The sequence below is a fragment of the Actinomadura sp. 7K534 genome, assembly GCF_004348575.1.
GTDB lineage: Bacteria > Actinomycetota > Actinomycetes > Streptosporangiales > Streptosporangiaceae > Spirillospora > Spirillospora livida.
The window spans coordinates 1-17,112 of record NZ_SMKB01000086.1 but is presented as its reverse complement, the minus strand read 5'-3'; the positions used below and the strand labels follow the sequence as shown (position 1 = coordinate 17,112).

The following is a 17,112-nucleotide window of genomic DNA, read 5'->3' as shown; positions in this document are numbered from 1 at the left end:
GGCTATCCGGAACGCCGGACGGGGAAGGCTGAACGCATGGACCGGACGCCGCCGCGGCCGCCCCGCGGGCTCGCGCGCCCCCTGGTGCGGCTGCTGTCCAGCTCTGCCGACCTCGTCGTCCGGCTCTCCGGCGGCGACCCCGCCGGGCTGCGGCAGGAGATCACCGCCGAGCGGATGCGGGCGCTCATCGCCGAGAACACCCAGCTCACCGCGGACGAGCGCGCGCTCATCGGGGAGGTCTTCGCCGCGGGGGAGCGGCCGCTGCGGGAGGTGCTCGTGCCGCGGACCGAGGTGGAGTTCCTCGACGCGGCGCTCCCGCTGCCCGCCGCCGCGCGCATCGCCGCCTGCAGCCCGCACTCCCGGTTCCCCGTCTGCCACCGCTCGCACGACGAGGTGATCGGCTTCGTGCACATCCGCGACCTGCTCGTCCCCGACCTGCCGGGCGCCGCGGACCTCCCGGAACCGCCCGCGCGGGACGTGCCGGTGGACATGCCCGTGGTCGACGTGCCCGTGGTCGACGTGCCGGTCTCGGACGTGCCGGTGAACGACGTGCCGATGGTGGACGCGCGGATGGCGGACGTGCGGGTGGGGGACCTGGTGCGGCCGGTGAAGTTCCTGCCGTCCACCAAGCGGGTGCTGCCCGTCTTGTCGGAGATGCGCCGCGAGGGCTGCCACCTGGCGATCGTCATGGACGAGTACGGCGGCGTCGCCGGGATCGTCACGCTGGAGGACCTCGTCGAGGAGCTCATCGGCGACATCCGCGACGAATATGATGTGCAGGACGCGCAGGCACGGCGCCTGCACGGCGGCGTGGTCGAGGTCGACGGCCTGCTCAACCTGGACGACTTCGCCGCCGAGACCGGCATCCGGCTCCCCGCCGGCCCCTACGAGACGGTCGCCGGGCACATCATGGCGGTGCTGCGCCGCGTGCCCGCCGAGGGCGACTCCGTGGAGGCCGGGGGCCGCCGCCTCGCGGTGGCCCGGATGGACGGGCGGCGGGTGGCGCGCGTGCGCGTCATGCCGCGGGTTGCGCCGCAGGCCGCCACGGCGCCGCCCGGCACCCCGCCCGCGACCCCGCGGGCGGTCCCCGGCGACGCCGCCACCGGCTCCCCGGCGGGCCGGTCCACCGGTCCCGCCCCGAGCCGGGCCACCGGCGGCGGAGCCTCCGGAACCACCTGAGAGAATCGGTCCGTGCACATGCCCGAAGCGCCCAGCACCCCAGCCTCCGCCGATGCCGCCGCGGGGACCGTCCCCCGCGTGCTGTCCGGCATCCAGCCCACCGCCGACTCGTTCCACCTCGGCAACTACCTGGGCGCGCTGCGGCAGTGGGTCTCGATGCAGGACACGCACGACGCCTACTACTGCGTGGTCGACCTGCACGCGATCACGGTCGAGCACGACCCGGCGACGCTGCGCCGCCGCACGAAGGCCGCCGTCGCGCAGCTCCTCGCGATGGGCCTCGACCCCGACCGCGCCACGGTGTTCGTGCAGAGCGCCGTGCCCGAGCACGCCGAGCTGGCGTGGGTGCTGAGCTGCCTCACCGGCTTCGGTGAGGCGGGGCGGATGACCCAGTTCAAGGACAAGTCGTCGAAGCAGGGGACGAGCGGGACGACCGTCGGCCTGTTCACCTACCCCATCCTCCAGGCCGCCGACATCCTGCTGTATTCGCCCGAGCCGGGTGAGGGGGAGCGGGCGCTGCGCGTCCCCGTGGGGGAGGACCAGCGGCAGCACCTCGAACTGACCCGCACGCTGGCGCAGCGTTTCAACCACCGGTTCGGGGAGACGTTCGTCCTGCCGGAGGCGCACATCCCGCCGGGCGCCGCCAAGATCACCGACCTCCAGGAGCCGGACGCGAAGATGAGCAAGTCCGCCTCCTCGCCGCAGGGGATCATCGACGTGCTGGAGGAGCCCGGCCCGATGCGCAAGAAGATCATGCGCGCGGTCACCGACACGGGCTCCGAGGTCGTCTACGACGAGGAGAAGAAGGCCGGCGTCACCAACCTGCTGCGGATCTACTCCGCGCTGGACGGCACCTCCATTCCCGACCTGGAGCGCCGTTACGCGGGCTCCGGCTACGGGCAGTTCAAGAAGGACCTCGCGCAGATCGTCCTCGACACCTTCACGCCGATCAGGGAGCGCACCCTCAAGCTGCTGGACGACGAGGCCCGGCTCGACAGGGTCCTCGCCCATGGCGCGGGACGCGCGTCCAGGGTCGCCTCGCGGACGATGGACGCCGTCCGCGACCGGGTGGGATTCGTGGGACGTGGTAGCTGACCGCGCGGCACACGACGACGCCGCGGAGGGCCCCGGGGGAGGGCCCGCCGCGAGCGGCGCCGCCCGTGGGACGGAGGTCCGCGCGATCGGGGTCGCGATCCCGATCCCCGACCCGCACGGCGCGCTGCTGCAGGCCAAGCGCGCCTCCTTCGGCGACCCGCTCGCCACCGCGATCCCGACGCACATCACGCTGCTGCCGCCGACCGAGGTGCCCGAGCACGAGCTCGGCGCCGTGGCGGACCACCTGCGGGACATCGCCCGAACCGAGCGGCCGTTCCGCATCAAGTTGCGCGGCAGCGGAACGTTCCGGCCGGTGTCCCCGGTCGTCTTCGTGGCGCTGGCCGAAGGAATCAGCGGCTGCGAGCGGCTCCAGGCGAGGGTTCTGTCGGGTCCGCTGGCCCGGCCGCTGCCGTTCCCGTACCACCCGCACGTCACCATCGCCCACCACCTGCCCGAAGAGGTCATGGACCGGGCGTTCAAGGAGCTCGCCGGCTACAGCGCCGACTTCGACGTGTGGGGCTTCTCCCTGTACGAGCACGGCCGGGACGGGGTCTGGCGCCCCCAGTACGACTTCGTCTTCGGCGAGGGCGGGCAACGCCGCGTTTAACGATTGATTACCGTCCGCTGCATCGGGGCTCACCGTGCGGGTAGGTTGCGTGCATGCGTCAGGCGATCGAGGGGATTCAGCGGCGGGCCGAGTCCCTTTCCGCCGACGCGAAGAGCCGCCTGGACGGCGCCCGCGCGCGCTGGCACTGGTTCGACCACCACGTCCGGGCGTTCGAGCGCTACCAGGAGCGCCGCGGCGACCGGCTCGCCGCGGCCCTGACCTGCTACGCCTTCCTGTCGTTCTTCCCGCTGCTGGCGCTGGCGTACTCGCTGCTCGGCTACCTCGTCGGGGTCAGCGCGCAGGCGCGCGACTACTTCGTGCGGGCCGTCGACTCGCTGCTGCCCGGCCTGGCCGGCGACCTGCGGGTCGAGGAGATCGCCCAGTCCAAGACGGCGGTCGGGATCATCGGCCTGGCCGCGCTGCTGATCACCGGGCAGAACTGGGTGCAGGTGCTGCGCGAGTCGCTCCGCGACATCTGGGGCAACGAGCCGACCGGCGGCGGCAACTTCTTCGTCAAGCGGCTGTGGGACGTGGGCGTCCTGGCGTTCCTCGGCGCGACCCTGATCTGCGGCATCGCGGTCTCGACGGTCACGACGTCCGCGACCAGCACCGTGCTCGGATGGGTCGGACTGCAGGACGTGCCCGGCGCGGGCACCGGGCTGCGGCTGCTGTCCATCGCCTGCGCGATCGCGTTCAACACCGTGATCTTCCTGGCGCTGTTCACCCGCCTGTCGGGCACCCGGGCGCCCTGGCGGCGGATCATCCGGGGCGCGCTGTTCGGCGCCGCCGGGTTCGAGGTGCTCAAGCAGGTCGCGGCGCTGCTGGTGGCGCGGGTGACGGAGAACCCGGTCTACGGCGTCTTCGCCGTCCTGGTCGGCCTGATGGTGTGGATCAACATCGCGTCCCGGTTCACGCTGTTCGTCGCGGCGTGGACGGCGACCCGCCGCGTCGTGCTCACCGCCGACGCCGCCGACCCGGAGAACATCGCGGACGCGGAGACCATCGCCGCCCTGACCGGGAACGAGCCGGCGGACGAATCGAAGGACGAGGACGAGCCGGAGGCCGGGCCGGCCGAGGAGGCCGAGGACGAGAAGGCCGAGGCCGGAAAGGCCTAGGACCAGAAGGCCTCGTCCGCGTGCTGGTCTTCGGCGAGGGTGCGGATCTCGGTGATCCTGCCGTCCCGGAGGTGGAAGAGGTCCACCGAGCGGCCGTCCAGGACCCGTCCCCGGCGCTCGGCGCGGGTGTGGACGAGCGCGGTGCCGTACTCCTCGCAGGCCATCACCGCGTAGGGCTCGGCACGGAACGTCCCGCCCGACAGCTCGAACAGCCGGACGTAGAGGCCGAGGACCTCCTCGGGGGTGCGGTACACGCCGCAGAGGGGCCCGTGGCCGGGGACGCGGTGGACGACGTCGTCGGCGAGCAGGCCGCGGATGAAGGCCGTGTCGCCCTTGGCGAAGGCCGTGTAGCCGTCCCGCAGCAGGGTGACGTTCGGGTGTTCGAGCACGGGCGCACCGAGCGTGGAGACGTACATGTCGGACATGGCGCGCTTCCTCCCGTGCCGCCGGTCCGCCGTCGTCAGCGGCGGCGCGTCACCGGCGCCACCGCGAGCGTAAGCCCGCGGACGCGGCCGGGCCAGGGCCCGCCGAGGCGGCTGAGGCAACCTTTACCGGCGGCCCTCACCGGAGCGACTGGTCGAACCGCCGGCGCCGCCGCAGGACCGCGTACAGCACCGCGACCGCCAGCAGCGCGCCCGCGGCGCCGCCGCCCACGAGCAGCCACCGCCGCGACGTGTCGTCGGACGCGAGCGGCGCGTCCGGCAGCACGCCGCCGGAGCCCGCGTCCTTCTTGGCCTGCGTCGTGTCGCCGGGGGAGACGAGCACGCCCACCGGCTCGACCTTGCCGTGCGCGGTGAAGCCCCAGTCCAGGAGCTTGGCCGCGTACTGGGACGGCGGCCGGTCGGCCTTCATCAGCGAGACGACGATCGTGCGCCCGCCGCGCCGCGCCTCGGCGACGAAGGTCTGCTGGGCGGCGATCGTGTAGCCGTTCTTGCCGCCGAGCATCCCCTGGTACTCCTCGCGCTCGCCCGGCAGCATCCGGTTGTGCGTGTGGATCGGGTAGCCGCCGACCTTCAGCCCGCGCTTGCGCTGCTTCTTGGTCGGCGGCGCGGGGAACTTGTGGTCGATCGCCTGCACGTAGGTGCGGAAGTCGGGGTTCTTCATGCCCTCGCGCAGGATGAGCGCCAGGTCGTACGCCGAGGTGTGCTGGGTGCGGACGCTCAGCCCGAGGTCGCGGTCCAGCCCGTTGACCGACCCGGCCCGCGTGTCGCGCGCGTTGATCCGCTTCGCCTCGGCGTTCATGTCGGCGAGGGTCTTCTCCATGCCGCCGTTCGCCTCGGCGAGCGCCACCGCGGCGTCGTTGGCCGACATCATGAGCAGGGCGTGGAACAGGTCCGACACCTTGTAGCTCATCTTGGGCGTGAGCCCGACCTTGGTGCCCTCGACGTCGCACGCCTGCTGCGACGGCCGCACGAGGTGGTTCGCGTCCAGCTTGGGGACGAGGGCCAGCGCCGTCAGCGTCTTGATCGTGCTCGCGGGCAGGTGCCGCCCGTGCGGGTCCTTGGCGGCCAGGACGTCGCCGGTGTCGGCGTCCGCGATCAGGTAGGAGGCCGCTTTGATCTTCGGCAGCCCCGGGACGCCGGGGGCCCGGTTCACGACGAGGCCGCGTCCGGCGAGCTGCGGGCCGCCGACGGTCCCGGCGTCCGGGGCGCCCTGCGGAGTGGCGGGCGGCGCCGTGCGGGGCGCCGTGCGCGGCTCGGCGGCCGCGGGGGCCGCGACGAGGACGGGCGCCGCGGCGAGCGACGCCGCGGCCAGCGGGACTGTGAACACCGTCAAGGCGCGGCGGGCACCGGGCCGCCCTGGTCGCTCTGCTCGCAAGCTTCCGACGCTCCTCGTTTCCGCGAGAGCACGTTCGCTCCCGGCGCGCATGCGCTCGACGCCCATGACACCCCCGAAGAGTAGGCGACCTATCCGGCGAAGGGGTACCCGGCTGCTAAGACGGCAAGCTCGTGATGGAAGCTACAGAGGGTACAGAAGTGACCAAGTAGGGCCATATAGGACGCCCGCTACCGGTCACAGTCCGTCATCGGCGGTATTTTGGGACGGGCTGACTAGTTCGATCGGGTGGTGTCGCAGCGAAGATCGATGACCGAAAGGTATGGCCCGGCCGTGTTAACCGACCGTCCGCATGAGTCAATTGATCCGCAAAGGGCATGGAGACCCGGCGGGGGCGTGGGCGCGGGCGCCATCATGGAGCGAACACGTGACCTGGACCGGCGTTTGTCCAGGCTTAGGGACCCGCTGGCTGAATTGCGCCACGTGCCACGCAACGACCTGCAAGGATTGTGGACGGAGGTTGGCCGTGGCCATTGACTTCAACGCATCGAAGGGGACCACGCTCGGGATCGAGTGGGAGATCCAGCTCGTCGACGCGGAGACCAGGCACCTGCGGCAGGACGCGCGCGAGGTGCTCGCCGCACTGCCCTCGCTCAGCGAGGACGGTGACAACCCCCGCGTGCGGCACGAGCTCATGGAGTCCACGGTCGAGGTGGTGACCGGCATCTGCGACACCGTCGGCGAGGCCAAGGCCGACCTCGCGGGGACCCTCGCCGCCCTCCGGGCCGCCGCCGCCGAGCGCGACATCGCGCTGGCGTGCACGGGCACCCACCCGATCAGCGACTGGCGGGACGCCGTGATGGCGCCCATGCGGCGCTACGCCGAGCTGATCGAGGAGATGCAGTGGCTGGCGCGGCGCATCCAGACGTTCGGCGTTCACGTGCACGTCGGCGTCTCCGACGGCGCCAAGGCGATCCCGATCGTCAACGCGCTCTCGTCCTACCTTCCGCACTTCCTGGCGCTCACCGCGTCCAGCCCGTTCTGGAGCGGCAGCGACACGGGCCTCGCGTCCTGCAGGGCGATCGTCTTCGGGCAGCTGCCCACGGCCGGACCCCCCCACCTGTTGGACGACTGGGCGGCCTTCGAGGATTACATGGACACGCTCCTGCGTTCGCAGACGATACGGAGCATCAAGGAAGTCTGGTGGGACATCCGCCCGCATCCCGACTTCGGCACGGTCGAGATCAGGATGTTCGACGGGATCCCGACCATGCGGGAGGTCGGCATGGCGGCGGCGCTGTGCCAGAGCCTGGTGACGCTGTTCGAGCAGCAGATCGACCGCGGCTACACGCTGCCGCGGCCGGCGGCCTGGGTGGTGCGCGACAACAAGTGGCGCGCGACCAGGTACGGGCTCGACGCGATCGTCATCACCGACGACACCGGGAACACCGCGCCGCTCCGCGACGACCTGTACGAGCTGATCAGGGAGCTGGAGCCGGTCGCCGACCGGCTCGGGTGCGCCGAGGAGCTGAAGGTCGCCGGCGAGGTCCTCGAACACGGTGCCCCGTACGAGCGCCAGCGTGCGATCCGCGCCGAGGGCGGGACGCTGGAGAACATCGTCGACGCGGCGATCACCGAGCTGGCCGAGGACAGGTTCGTCACACTGGGGGAGGTCGCATATGCCGGAACCTGAGGAACCGGCCGTTCCGGGGAAGCCGCCCGGCGCCCCGGGGCCCGGACGCGCCGTCCCCGAGAACGGCACCCCCGGCCGCCGCCCGGCCGGCCCGTCCGGAGCGGGCCGCGAACGCCGGGACGGCCCCGGGGAACAGGCGAAAACGACCATGGACGAGACCAAAGGGCGGCGACCCTCCGGCTCCGCCGTCGCGCAGGGGGCGCAGATGACCCATCCGGGACCAGGGGTGATGCCCGGCCTTGAAACACCCGCCGCCCCGGGGCCGGTGGGCCCCGAGGGCCGGGACGAACGCCGCGGCGCCGGGGCGCCCCCCGGCCAGGGCGCCGCCTCCAGGATCGTTCCGGCGCGCGAGAACACGCCGGTCACCGACGACCTGGCGGCCGGCGAGGACGCCGCGGCGGGGCCGGAAGGGCCCGTCACCGGCGAGATCGTGCCCGGGGCCCCGGCCGCCGGCGCCGCGTCCGCCGGTTCCGACGTGCTCGGCGGCGCCGTGCTGAAGCCGCAGCTCGACGAGTTCCTGACCGCGCACGAGGACGAGCTGATCGCGTTCCGCCGCGACCTGCACCGGCACCCGGAGCTGGGCTACGCCGAGCACCGCACCACCAAGAAGATCGCCGAGCGGCTCCGCGCGGCGGGCCTGGAGCCGGTGATCCTGCCGCGCGGCACCGGCCTGTTCTGCGACATCGGGCCGGCGGACGGCACCACGGTCGCGCTGCGGGCCGACATCGACGCGCTCCCCCTGGAGGACGAGAAGGAGCACGTCCCCTACCGGTCGACGGTCCCCGGCGTCGCGCACGCGTGCGGCCACGACGTCCACACCGTGATGGTCCTGGGCGCGGGCCTGTTCCTCGCGCAGCAGGCCCAGGCGGGGCTGCTGCCGGGCCGGGTGCGGCTGCTGTTCCAGCCCGCCGAGGAGACCCCGGGCGGGGCCCTGGACGTGATGGCGGCCGGCGGCATCGCCGGCGTCGACCGAGCGTTCGCCCTGCACTGCGACCCGCGCATCGAGGTCGGCCAGCTCGGGCTGCGCACCGGCCCGATCACCGCGGCCTGCGACAAGGTCTACGTGAAGGTCACCGGGCCGGGCGGGCACACCGCCAGGCCGCATCTGACCGCCGACCTCGTGTACGCGCTCGCCAAGATCGTCACCGAGCTGCCGTCGGCGCTGTCGCGGCGCGTCGACCCGCGCTCCAGCCTGTCGCTGGTGTGGGGCCGGGTCTCGGCCGGCTCGGTCGCCAACGCCATCCCCGACGACGGGATCGCCGAGGGCACCGTCCGCTGCCTGGACGACGAGGCGTGGCACCGGGCCCCGGAGATGATGAAGGCGCTGCTGCAGTCGGTCGCCGCCGCCTACGACGTGGAAGCGTCCCTGGAGTACGTCCGGGGCGTCCCGCCGACCGTGAACGAGGCGGCCAGCGTGCAGATGTTCCGCGACGCCGCCGCGCAGGTCATCGACGAGGAGGGCGTGGTCCCCACCCCGCAGAGCCTCGGCGGCGAGGACTTCGGCTGGTACCTGGAGTCGATCCCCGGCGCGCTGGCCCGGCTCGGCGTCCGCACCCCCGGGTCTCCCGGCGAGTACGACCTGCACCGCGGCGACTTCGACGTCGACGAGCGGTGCGTCGCGGTCGGCGTGCGGGTGCTCAGCGCCACGGCGCTGACCGCGCTGTGGGAGGGCGGCCGTCCCGGCGACCCCGAGGCGATCAAGGGCGCCGCGCTGGCCTGACCCGCTCCCTTTGCTCCCCCGCCTCCCGCCGTTTCCCGCGTTCCCCGCCGGTCCCGGGTGTCCCACCGCGTGACCGGTTCCCGTGCTGACCAGCCGCGCTGACCTGTGGCGATATGCGTACGCATTGGTAACGGACCGATTGCGAATCGGTGCAAGCGGGAGGTTTGCCCACATTCGCGGGGTAGCGTCCGATCGATTTCGGTGGCCGGCACGGCCCCGGACCGTGGGTGGGGAACGGAAGGAGCGCAACCTTGCGCCGTGGACTCAGAATGACGCTCGTCACCGTGACGGGTGCGGCGCTCACGCTCGCCGCTTCCGCGTGCGGTGGCCAGGAGGCGGACACCGGCGGTGGCGACAAGGACACCATGAAGGTCGGGCTCGCGTTCGACATCGGCGGCCGCGGTGACCAGTCGTTCAACGACTCGGCCGCCGCCGGGCTCGACCGGGCCAAGAAGGAGCTGGGCGTCGAGACCGAGGAGATCTCGGCCAAGCCCGACGAGTCGGACGCCGACAAGGAGTCGCGGCTCCGGCTGATGGCGAACCAGGGCCACAACCCGATCATCGGGGTCGGCTTCGCCTACACCGCGGCCGTCAACAAGGTCGCCAAGGACTTCCCGGAGACGAAGTTCCTCGTCATCGACGCCGACGGCTGCAAGGTCGAGGGCCCGAACGTCGCCGCGGCCTGCTTCGCCGAGGCGGAGGGCTCCTACCTGGTCGGCGCCGCCGCCGCGCTGAAGTCGAAGAGCGGCAAGATCGGCTTCATCGGCGGCGTGAACGTGCCGCTGATCCAGCGGTTCCAGGCCGGCTACGAGGCGGGCGCGAAGAAGGTCAAGCCGGACATCGAGATCCTCCCGGCGAAGTACCTGACGCAGCCGCCGAACTTCAACGGCTTCCAGGACACCAGCCTCGGCAACGAGGCCGCCAAGGGCCAGCTCGACCAGGGCGCGGACGTCATCTACCACGCCGCCGGCGCGGCCGGCATCGGCGTCATCAAGACCGTCGGCGCCGACAAGAAGTGGGTCATCGGGGTCGACTCCGACCAGTACAACCAGCCCGCCGTGGCCGGCGTGAAGGAGCAGATCCTCACGTCCATGGTGAAGAACGTGGACGTGGCGGTCTTCGACTTCGTGCAGAGCGTCACCGGCGACAAGTTCACGGCCGGCTCGAAGACGTACGACCTGAAGAGCAACGGCGTCGGCTACGCCACCTCCGGAGGGCACGTCGACGACATCAAGCCCAAGCTGGAGGAGCTGAAGGCTCAGATCATCTCGGGCGAGATCAAGGTTCCGGAGAAGCCTTGACGCTGAGCCGGGGGACGCCCGCACGGTGCCGTGACGCCGTTTCGGTCCTGCCGTAACCGCGCACCGGATGTCGCCTGCACGGTGACGTCCGGTGCGCGTGGCACGACCGCGTCCCCTCGGGCTTCGGGAAATTCGTGCAAGTTCGCGGCACCGCCGGAGGCGCGCCGCTTTCCGTGGCGTCCCGGCGGCGCGCCCGCAGGGCGGGGCGCCGGCCGATCAGGAGGAGGGGTCCCGTGCCCGACCAGGTGCCGGCCGTACGGCTGACATCGATCACCAAGCGGTTCCCCGGTGTGGTGGCCAACCGGGACGTCAACCTCACGATCGAGCGCGGCGAGGTGCACGCGCTCTGCGGTGAGAACGGCGCCGGCAAGTCCACGCTGATGAAGATCCTCTACGGGATGCAGCGGCCGGACGAGGGGACCATCGAGGTCGCGGGGGAGCAGGTCTCCTTCCGCACCCCGGCCGACGCGATCGGCCGCGGCATCGGCATGGTCCACCAGCACTTCAAGCTGGCCGACAACCTGACCGTGCTGGAGAACGTCATCCTCGGCGCCGAACCCCGCGCCAAGGGCTGGCGCAAGGGCCGCATCGACTTCGCCGCCGCCCGCGCCAAGATCACCGAGATGTCGCGGGCGTACGGGCTGCGCGTCGATCCCGACGTGCGGGTCGAGAAGCTCGGCGTCGGCGAGCGGCAGCGCGTGGAGATCCTGAAGGTGCTCTACCGGGGCGCCCGCGTGCTGATCCTGGACGAGCCGACGGCGGTGCTCGTCCCGCAGGAGGTCGACGAGCTGTTCGGCAACCTGCGGGAGCTGCGCGCCGAGGGCCTGACCGTGCTGTTCATCTCGCACAAGCTGGACGAGGTGCTGGCCGTCGCCGACACGATCTCGGTGATCCGGCGCGGCACCACGGTCGCGACCCGGCTCGACCCGGCGGAGGTCACCTCCCGGCGGCTCGCCGAGCTGATGGTCGGGTCGGAGCTGCCGACCCCGGAGCTGCGCGAGTCCACCGTCACCGAGGACGTCCAGCTGGAGATCGGCGGGCTGACGGTGCTGACCCCCGAGGGCCGTCCCGTGGTGGACGGCGTCGGGCTGCGCATCCGCCGCGGCGAGATCGTCGGGCTGGCGGGCGTCGAGGGCAACGGGCAGACCGAGCTCATCGAGACGATCATGGGGATCCGGTCCGCGGACGCCGGGTCCATCGAGTTCGGCGGCACGGACATCACCCACTGGAGCACCCGGCGCCGCCGCGAGGCCGGGATCTCCTACATCCCCGAGGACCGGCACCGGCACGGGCTCGTCCTGGAGGGGACGCTCTGGGAGAACCGGATGCTGGGCCACCAGACCCGGCGGCCCAACGTCCGCGGCCCCTGGATCGACCGGCGCGGCGCCCGCCGCGACACCACCCGGATCGTCCGCGAGTACGACGTGCGGACCCCGGGGATCGAGGTGCCCGCCGCCGCGCTGTCGGGCGGCAACCAGCAGAAGCTCATCGTCGGCCGGGAGATGTCCGGCGAGCCGAGCCTGCTGATCGCCGCGCACCCCACCCGCGGCATCGACGTCGGCGCCCAGGCCGCCATCTGGGAGTACCTGCGGCAGGCCCGCGCGAACGGGCTGGCCGTGCTGCTGATCAGCGCAGACCTTGAGGAACTCATCGGTATGTCCGACACCCTGCACGTGATCCTGCGGGGACGGCTGGTCGCGGAGGTCGATCCGCGGACCGTCACCCCGGAGGAGCTCGGCTCCGCGATGACCGGCGCCGGAGCCGGGTCATGAGCGGCCCGAACGACGGCCCGAAGGACGGCGACCCGCAGGACGGCGACCCGCAGGACCCGAAGGGCGCCCGGGAGCCGGACGGCCCGAAGGCCGCCGACGGCGCCGGGCCGGAGCCGGCGAAGACCGCCGCCCCGGGCCCGGAAGTCGTCCCGGCCTGGAAGGCGATCCTGCGGGGCCTCGGCCCGACCGGGCTGGCGCTGAAGATCGGGGCGCCGCTGCTCGCGCTGGTCATCTCGCTGGTCATCACGATGATCCTGTTGCGGATCACCGGCGCCGACCCGTTCAGCTCGATCCAGGCGATGATCGACTACGGCACCACCGAGAACTCGATCGTCGACATCGTCAACCGGGCCACGCGCTACTACCTGTCCGCGGTCGCGGTGGCGATCGGGTTCCGGATGGCGCTGCTGAACATCGGCGTGGACGGCCAGTACCGGCTCGCCGCGTTCATGGCCGCGGTGCTCGGCGGGGCGCTGACGCTGCCCGCGCCGCTGGGGCAGATGCTCGTGATCGTCGCGGCGATGGCGGTCGGCGGGCTGTGGGCCGCGATCGCCGGGGTGCTGAAGGTGACCCGCGGGGTCAGCGAGGTGCTGTCCACGATCATGCTGAACGCGATCGCGACCGGCCTGATCGCCTACCTGCTCAACGACCAGCGGCTCGCCGAGGTCCGGCCGGGCAGCAACAACGTCGCGACCCCCGAGATCCCGGAGGACGGGCGCGTCGGGCCGCTGAACGGCATGCTGTCCGCGATCGGGATCGACCTGCCCGGCCAGGTGTACGGGCTGCTGCCGCTCGCGATCGTCGTCGGCATCGTGTTCTGGGTCGTGATCAACCGCACCAGGTTCGGGTTCGACCTGCGCATCTCGGGGCTGTCCCCGTCGGCGGCGCAGGCCAGCGGGGTCAGCGCCCGCCGGATGATCGTCTACACGATGGTCGCGTCCGGCATGGTGGCCGGGCTGATCGGGATGCCGGAGCTGCTCGGCGCGTCGCACGAGTACTCGCTGAACTTCCCGGCCGGGCTCGGCTTCACCGGCATCACGATCGCGCTGCTGGGCCGCAACCACCCGGTGGGCATCGCGCTCGCCGCGCTGCTGTTCGCGTTCCTCGACCAGACCTCCGACGTCCTCCAGTCGGTCGACGTGCCGAAGGAGATCGTCGGGGTCATGCAGGGCGTGGTCGTGCTGACCGTCGTCATCGTGTACGAGCTCGTCCGCCGCTGGGAGATCCGGTTGCAGCAGCGCGCCGTCGCCACCGAACTGGCCACCGGCCACGACCTGGCCCGCGAGTCCACGGGGAGCAGTTCATGAGCGTCGCGACCGAGACGGCGGCCGTGCGGAAGCCCGCCAACGGCGGGCGCCGGCTGCGCTGGCCGCACTACATGCTGATCGCGTCCGGGCTGCTGGTGCTGCTGTCGCTGGTCCGCGTCATCGACGACGCGGAGCCGGTGACGTCCAGCGGGACGGTCAGCGCCGCGCTGCGCCTCGCCGTGCCGATCTTCCTCGCCGGGCTCGGCGGGCTCTGGTCGGAGCGCTCCGGCGTGATCAACATCGGTCTCGAGGGTATGATGATCCTCGGGACGTGGACGGGCGCCTGGGCCGGCTACCAGTGGGGCCCGTGGATCGGCGTGGCGGTCGGCATCCTCGGCGGCGCCCTCGGCGGGCTGCTGCACGCCATCGCGACCGTGTCATTCGGCGTCGACCACATCGTGTCCGGTGTCGCGATCAACATCCTGGGGCTCGGGCTCACCCAGTTCCTCGCCGGGCTGCTGTTCGACACCGGGGAGGCGAAGGCGCTGGGCGGCGGCCCGCGGCAGTCCCCGCCGGTCGATCCGATCATGACGCTGACGATGCCGGTGCTGTCCGGCGGGAAGATCGGCGGCTGGCAGAGCCCGGACTGGCTGGGGTCGCTGGAGCAGCGGCACTGGTTCGTGCTCTCCGACTTCGCGGGCATCCTGCGCGGGCTGACCAGCGGCGTGTCGCTGCTGACCCTCGTCGCGCTGCTGCTGGTCCCGGCCACCTTCCTGGTGCTGTGGCGGACGCCGTTCGGGCTGCGGATCCGCTCCTGCGGCGAGGACCCGTACGCCGCCGAGTCGCTCGGCGTGAAGGTGTACCGGATGAAGTACGCCGCCGTCACGATCTCCGGCGCGTTCTCCGGGCTCGCGGGCGCGTTCCTCGTCACCGTCGCCGCGCCCCTCTACCAGGACGGCCAGACCAACGGCCGCGGCTTCATCGGCCTCGCCGCCATGATCTTCGGCAACTGGCGGCCCGGCGGCCTCGCCGCGGGGTCGCTGCTGTTCGGCTACACCGACGCGATGAACGTGCGCGGCGGCGGGCAGGCCGTCCACGCGCTGCTGCTGTTCGTCGCGATCCTGCTGGTCGGCGTCGCGATCTGGCAGGCGCTGCGGGCGGGCCGGCTGCGGCCGCAGATCGTCACCGACGCCGGGCGCCGCGAGGTCCGCAACGCCTACCTCGGCAGCGTCCTGTCGCTGGTGGCGGCGCTCGGCCTGCTCACCTGGTTCCTGCTGAGCGAGGCGGTGCCCGGCGAGCTGGTCTCGTTCACGCCGCACCTCACGACCCTGCTCGTGCTGGCCCTGGCCAGCCAGCGGCTCCGCATGCCGGCCGCCAACGGGCTGCGCTACCGGCGCGGTGAGGCACGCTAAGGCCTGTGTCGGGGGGTTTGGGGGGTCGACCCCCCAGAAAGGTACGGCTTATGGAGATCGACTGGCCCGCCCTGCGCGACGCCGCGCGGGAGGCGATGACGCGTGCGTACTGCCCGTACTCGGGGTTCCCGGTCGGTGCCGCGGCCCTGGTGGACGACGGCCGCGTCATCACCGGATGCAACGTCGAGAACGCCTCGTACGGTGTCGGGCTCTGCGCCGAGTGCGCCGTCGTGTCGGCGCTGCACGGGCCGGGCAAGTCGGAACGTCCCCGGCTGGTCGCGCTCGCCGTCGTCGACCGGCACGGGGACCCGCTGATGCCGTGCGGACGCTGCCGCCAGCTCCTCTGGGAGCACGGCGGCGCCCCGATGCTGCTGGAGACGCCCCGCGGCATCCTGCCCATGTCGGACGTCCTGCCGGACGCCTTCGGACCCGACGACCTGATCGAGAGAGCCTGATCACGTGGACGCCATCGATGTCATCCGCGCCAAACGCGACGGCGGGGCGCTGACCCCCGAGCAGATCGACTGGGCGGTGGACGCCTACACCCGCGGCACGATCGCCGACGAGCAGATGGCCGCGCTGGCCATGGCGATCCTGCTGCAGGGGATGACCCGTCCCGAGGTGGCCCGCTGGACCGAGGCGATGATCCGCTCCGGGGAGCGGATGGACTGGTCCGCCCTCGACCGCCCGACCACCGACAAGCACTCCACCGGCGGCGTCGGCGACAAGATCACCCTCCCGCTGGCGCCGCTGGTCGCCGCGTGCGGCGCGGCCGTCCCGCAGCTGTCGGGCCGCGGCCTCGGCCACACCGGCGGCACGCTCGACAAGCTGGAGTCGATCCCGGGCTGGCGGGCGTCCCTGTCGAACGCGGAGATGCTGGACGTGCTGCGCTCCGCCGGCGCGGTGATCTGCGCGGCGGGCAGCGGCCTGGCCCCCGCCGACCGCAAGCTCTACGCCCTCCGCGACGTGACGGGCACGGTGGAGTCGATCCCGCTGATCGCGTCCTCGATCATGTCGAAGAAGATCGCGGAGGGGACGGGCGCGCTCGTCCTGGACGTGAAGGTCGGCTCGGGCGCGTTCATGAAGACGGCGGACGACGCCCGCGAACTGGCCGAGACGATGGTCGCGATCGGCAAGGACCACGGCCTGCGCACCGTCGCGCTCCTCACCGCCATGGACCGCCCCCTGGGCAACGCGGTCGGCAACGCCGTCGAGGTGGCCGAATCGGTCGAGGTCCTGGCCGGCGGCGGCCCGTCCGACGTCGTCGAGCTGACCTTGGCCCTGGCCCGCGAGATGCTCGCCGCCGCGGGCCTGTCGAAGGACCCGGCCGACGCCCTGAAGGACGGCTCCGCCATGGACGTCTGGCGCCGCATGATCACCGCCCAGGGCGGCGACCCCGACGCGCCGCTCCCCACCGCCCGCGAGACCCACACGGTCACGGCCTCGTCCACCGGCGTCCTGACCCGCCTGGACGCCTACGGAGTGGGCGTGGCCGCCTGGCGCCTCGGCGCGGGCCGTGCTCGCAAGGAGGACCCGGTCTCGTTCGGCGCGGGCATCATCTGCCACGCCAAGCCCGGCGAGACGGTCACCGAAGGCCAGCCCCTCCTGACCCTCCACACCGACGACGAGACCCGCCTCCCGAGAGCCCTGGAGTCCCTGGAAGGCGCGTACGAGATCGGCGGCCCCCCGTCCCTGCACCCTCTACTGATCGACCGCATCTCCTGATCGCCGGGCCCGTACCACCGGTACAGCGCGAGTCCGCCCGCAAGCGTCTCGGTGACGTGTACGCCGCTTTGGTCCACGGTGTGGCACATCCCCGCCGATGCGATGAGCACCGAGCAGGAAGGGCTGGAGACCCAGCAGTTGCGCTGGGAGCGTGCGCCCGGCTCGCCGACCAGGAGGCAGACCGCGTCAAGCCGTATCTGGAGGCCGGCCGGACCCCGCCCGGTTACGAGGTGTACACCCGCGAACAGGTCGCATCAGGGGGCTGGCTTGCCTGATCACCTGGTCGTCGCCCGGAGTCTCCGGCTCCAGAGCACGGGCGATGGCGCCCCCTCCCGAACGCGAGCCGGTTGGTGACCATGTCGTTGATGAGCGACCCGATCCCGCGATGACGTTGTCGACCCCGTACCGGCGACGCTGACGGCCGTATGGGGGTTCCTCCCGGCGGGGGAGCGGGACGGCCCGTTTGGGGG

General features: G+C 72.4%; 13 protein-coding genes and 1 pseudogene. 12 read left to right on the top strand and 2 right to left on the bottom strand.

From position 1 onward, the window contains the following. Positions 1-36: 36 nt before the first annotated feature. From E1266_RS18440 to E1266_RS18425, 4 genes are read left to right on the top strand one after another with little or no spacing between them, the layout of a single operon-like run. The gene (locus tag E1266_RS18440; protein WP_207945746.1) at positions 37-1,179 is read left to right on the top strand and encodes a hemolysin family protein; all 1,143 of its coding nucleotides are present in this window, start codon (positions 37-39) and stop codon (positions 1,177-1,179) included. An 18-nt stretch (positions 1,180-1,197) separates the two neighbouring features. Beyond that, positions 1,198-2,274 (top strand): tryptophan--tRNA ligase, encoded by a 1,077-nt coding sequence (trpS, locus tag E1266_RS18435; protein ID WP_132048576.1) that lies wholly within the window; start codon positions 1,198-1,200, stop codon positions 2,272-2,274. Next, a complete protein-coding gene (locus E1266_RS18430; protein ID WP_243718551.1) occupies positions 2,264-2,881 on the top strand; it encodes a 2'-5' RNA ligase family protein in 618 nt (205 codons plus the stop codon). The genes trpS and E1266_RS18430 overlap by 11 nt, the downstream gene beginning before the upstream one ends. Before the next feature lie 53 nt (positions 2,882-2,934). Then, positions 2,935-3,996: a YihY/virulence factor BrkB family protein gene (locus E1266_RS18425; protein WP_132048549.1), complete on the top strand. Its 1,062-nt coding sequence runs from the start codon at positions 2,935-2,937 to the stop codon at positions 3,994-3,996. On the opposite strand, the gene E1266_RS18420 is transcribed toward E1266_RS18425, so the two are convergent. Further along, complete coding sequence (locus E1266_RS18420; protein ID WP_132048547.1) at positions 3,993-4,421, bottom strand: nuclear transport factor 2 family protein; 429 nt, start codon at positions 4,419-4,421, stop codon at positions 3,993-3,995. The two genes, E1266_RS18425 and E1266_RS18420, sit on opposite strands and share 4 nt — an antisense overlap. Positions 4,422-4,557: 136 nt before the next feature. Next, positions 4,558-5,766 carry a D-alanyl-D-alanine carboxypeptidase gene (locus tag E1266_RS18415; protein WP_243718553.1) on the bottom strand — a complete coding sequence of 403 codons (1,209 nt, stop codon included), beginning with the start codon at positions 5,764-5,766 and terminating at the stop codon, positions 4,558-4,560. 532 nt (positions 5,767-6,298) lie between these two features. On the opposite strand from E1266_RS18415, the pseudogene E1266_RS18410 reads away from it, so the two are divergent. From E1266_RS18410 to E1266_RS18375, 8 genes and pseudogenes are all read left to right on the top strand, one after another. Beyond that, a pseudogene (locus E1266_RS18410) lies at positions 6,299-7,448 on the top strand (glutamate--cysteine ligase); the annotation flags it as partial. Between the two features lie 492 nt (positions 7,449-7,940). Then, positions 7,941-9,185, top strand: coding sequence for an amidohydrolase (locus tag E1266_RS18405; RefSeq protein WP_132048572.1), 1,245 nt, complete (start codon positions 7,941-7,943; stop codon positions 9,183-9,185). Positions 9,186-9,454: 269 nt separating this feature from the next. Further along, positions 9,455-10,486 (top strand): BMP family ABC transporter substrate-binding protein, encoded by a 1,032-nt coding sequence (locus tag E1266_RS18400; protein ID WP_132048543.1) that lies wholly within the window; start codon positions 9,455-9,457, stop codon positions 10,484-10,486. Positions 10,487-10,719: 233 nt separating this feature from the next. Next, on the top strand, positions 10,720-12,258 hold the full coding sequence (locus E1266_RS18395; RefSeq protein WP_132048541.1) for an ABC transporter ATP-binding protein: 1,539 nt from the start codon (positions 10,720-10,722) through the stop codon (positions 12,256-12,258). Continuing rightward, complete coding sequence (locus E1266_RS18390; protein ID WP_207945744.1) at positions 12,255-13,565, top strand: ABC transporter permease; 1,311 nt, start codon at positions 12,255-12,257, stop codon at positions 13,563-13,565. The genes E1266_RS18395 and E1266_RS18390 overlap by 4 nt, the downstream gene beginning before the upstream one ends. Then, positions 13,562-14,917, top strand: a complete 1,356-nt coding sequence (locus E1266_RS18385; protein WP_132048539.1) for an ABC transporter permease — start codon at positions 13,562-13,564, stop codon at positions 14,915-14,917. Before E1266_RS18390 ends, E1266_RS18385 begins: the two co-directional genes overlap by 4 nt. A 50-nt stretch (positions 14,918-14,967) precedes the next feature. Further along, positions 14,968-15,372: a cytidine deaminase gene (locus E1266_RS18380; protein ID WP_131984409.1), complete on the top strand. Its 405-nt coding sequence runs from the start codon at positions 14,968-14,970 to the stop codon at positions 15,370-15,372. 4 nt (positions 15,373-15,376) lie between these two features. After that, the gene (locus E1266_RS18375; protein ID WP_132048537.1) at positions 15,377-16,642 is read left to right on the top strand and encodes a thymidine phosphorylase; all 1,266 of its coding nucleotides are present in this window, start codon (positions 15,377-15,379) and stop codon (positions 16,640-16,642) included. The last annotated feature ends 470 nt before the right edge of the window (positions 16,643-17,112 follow it).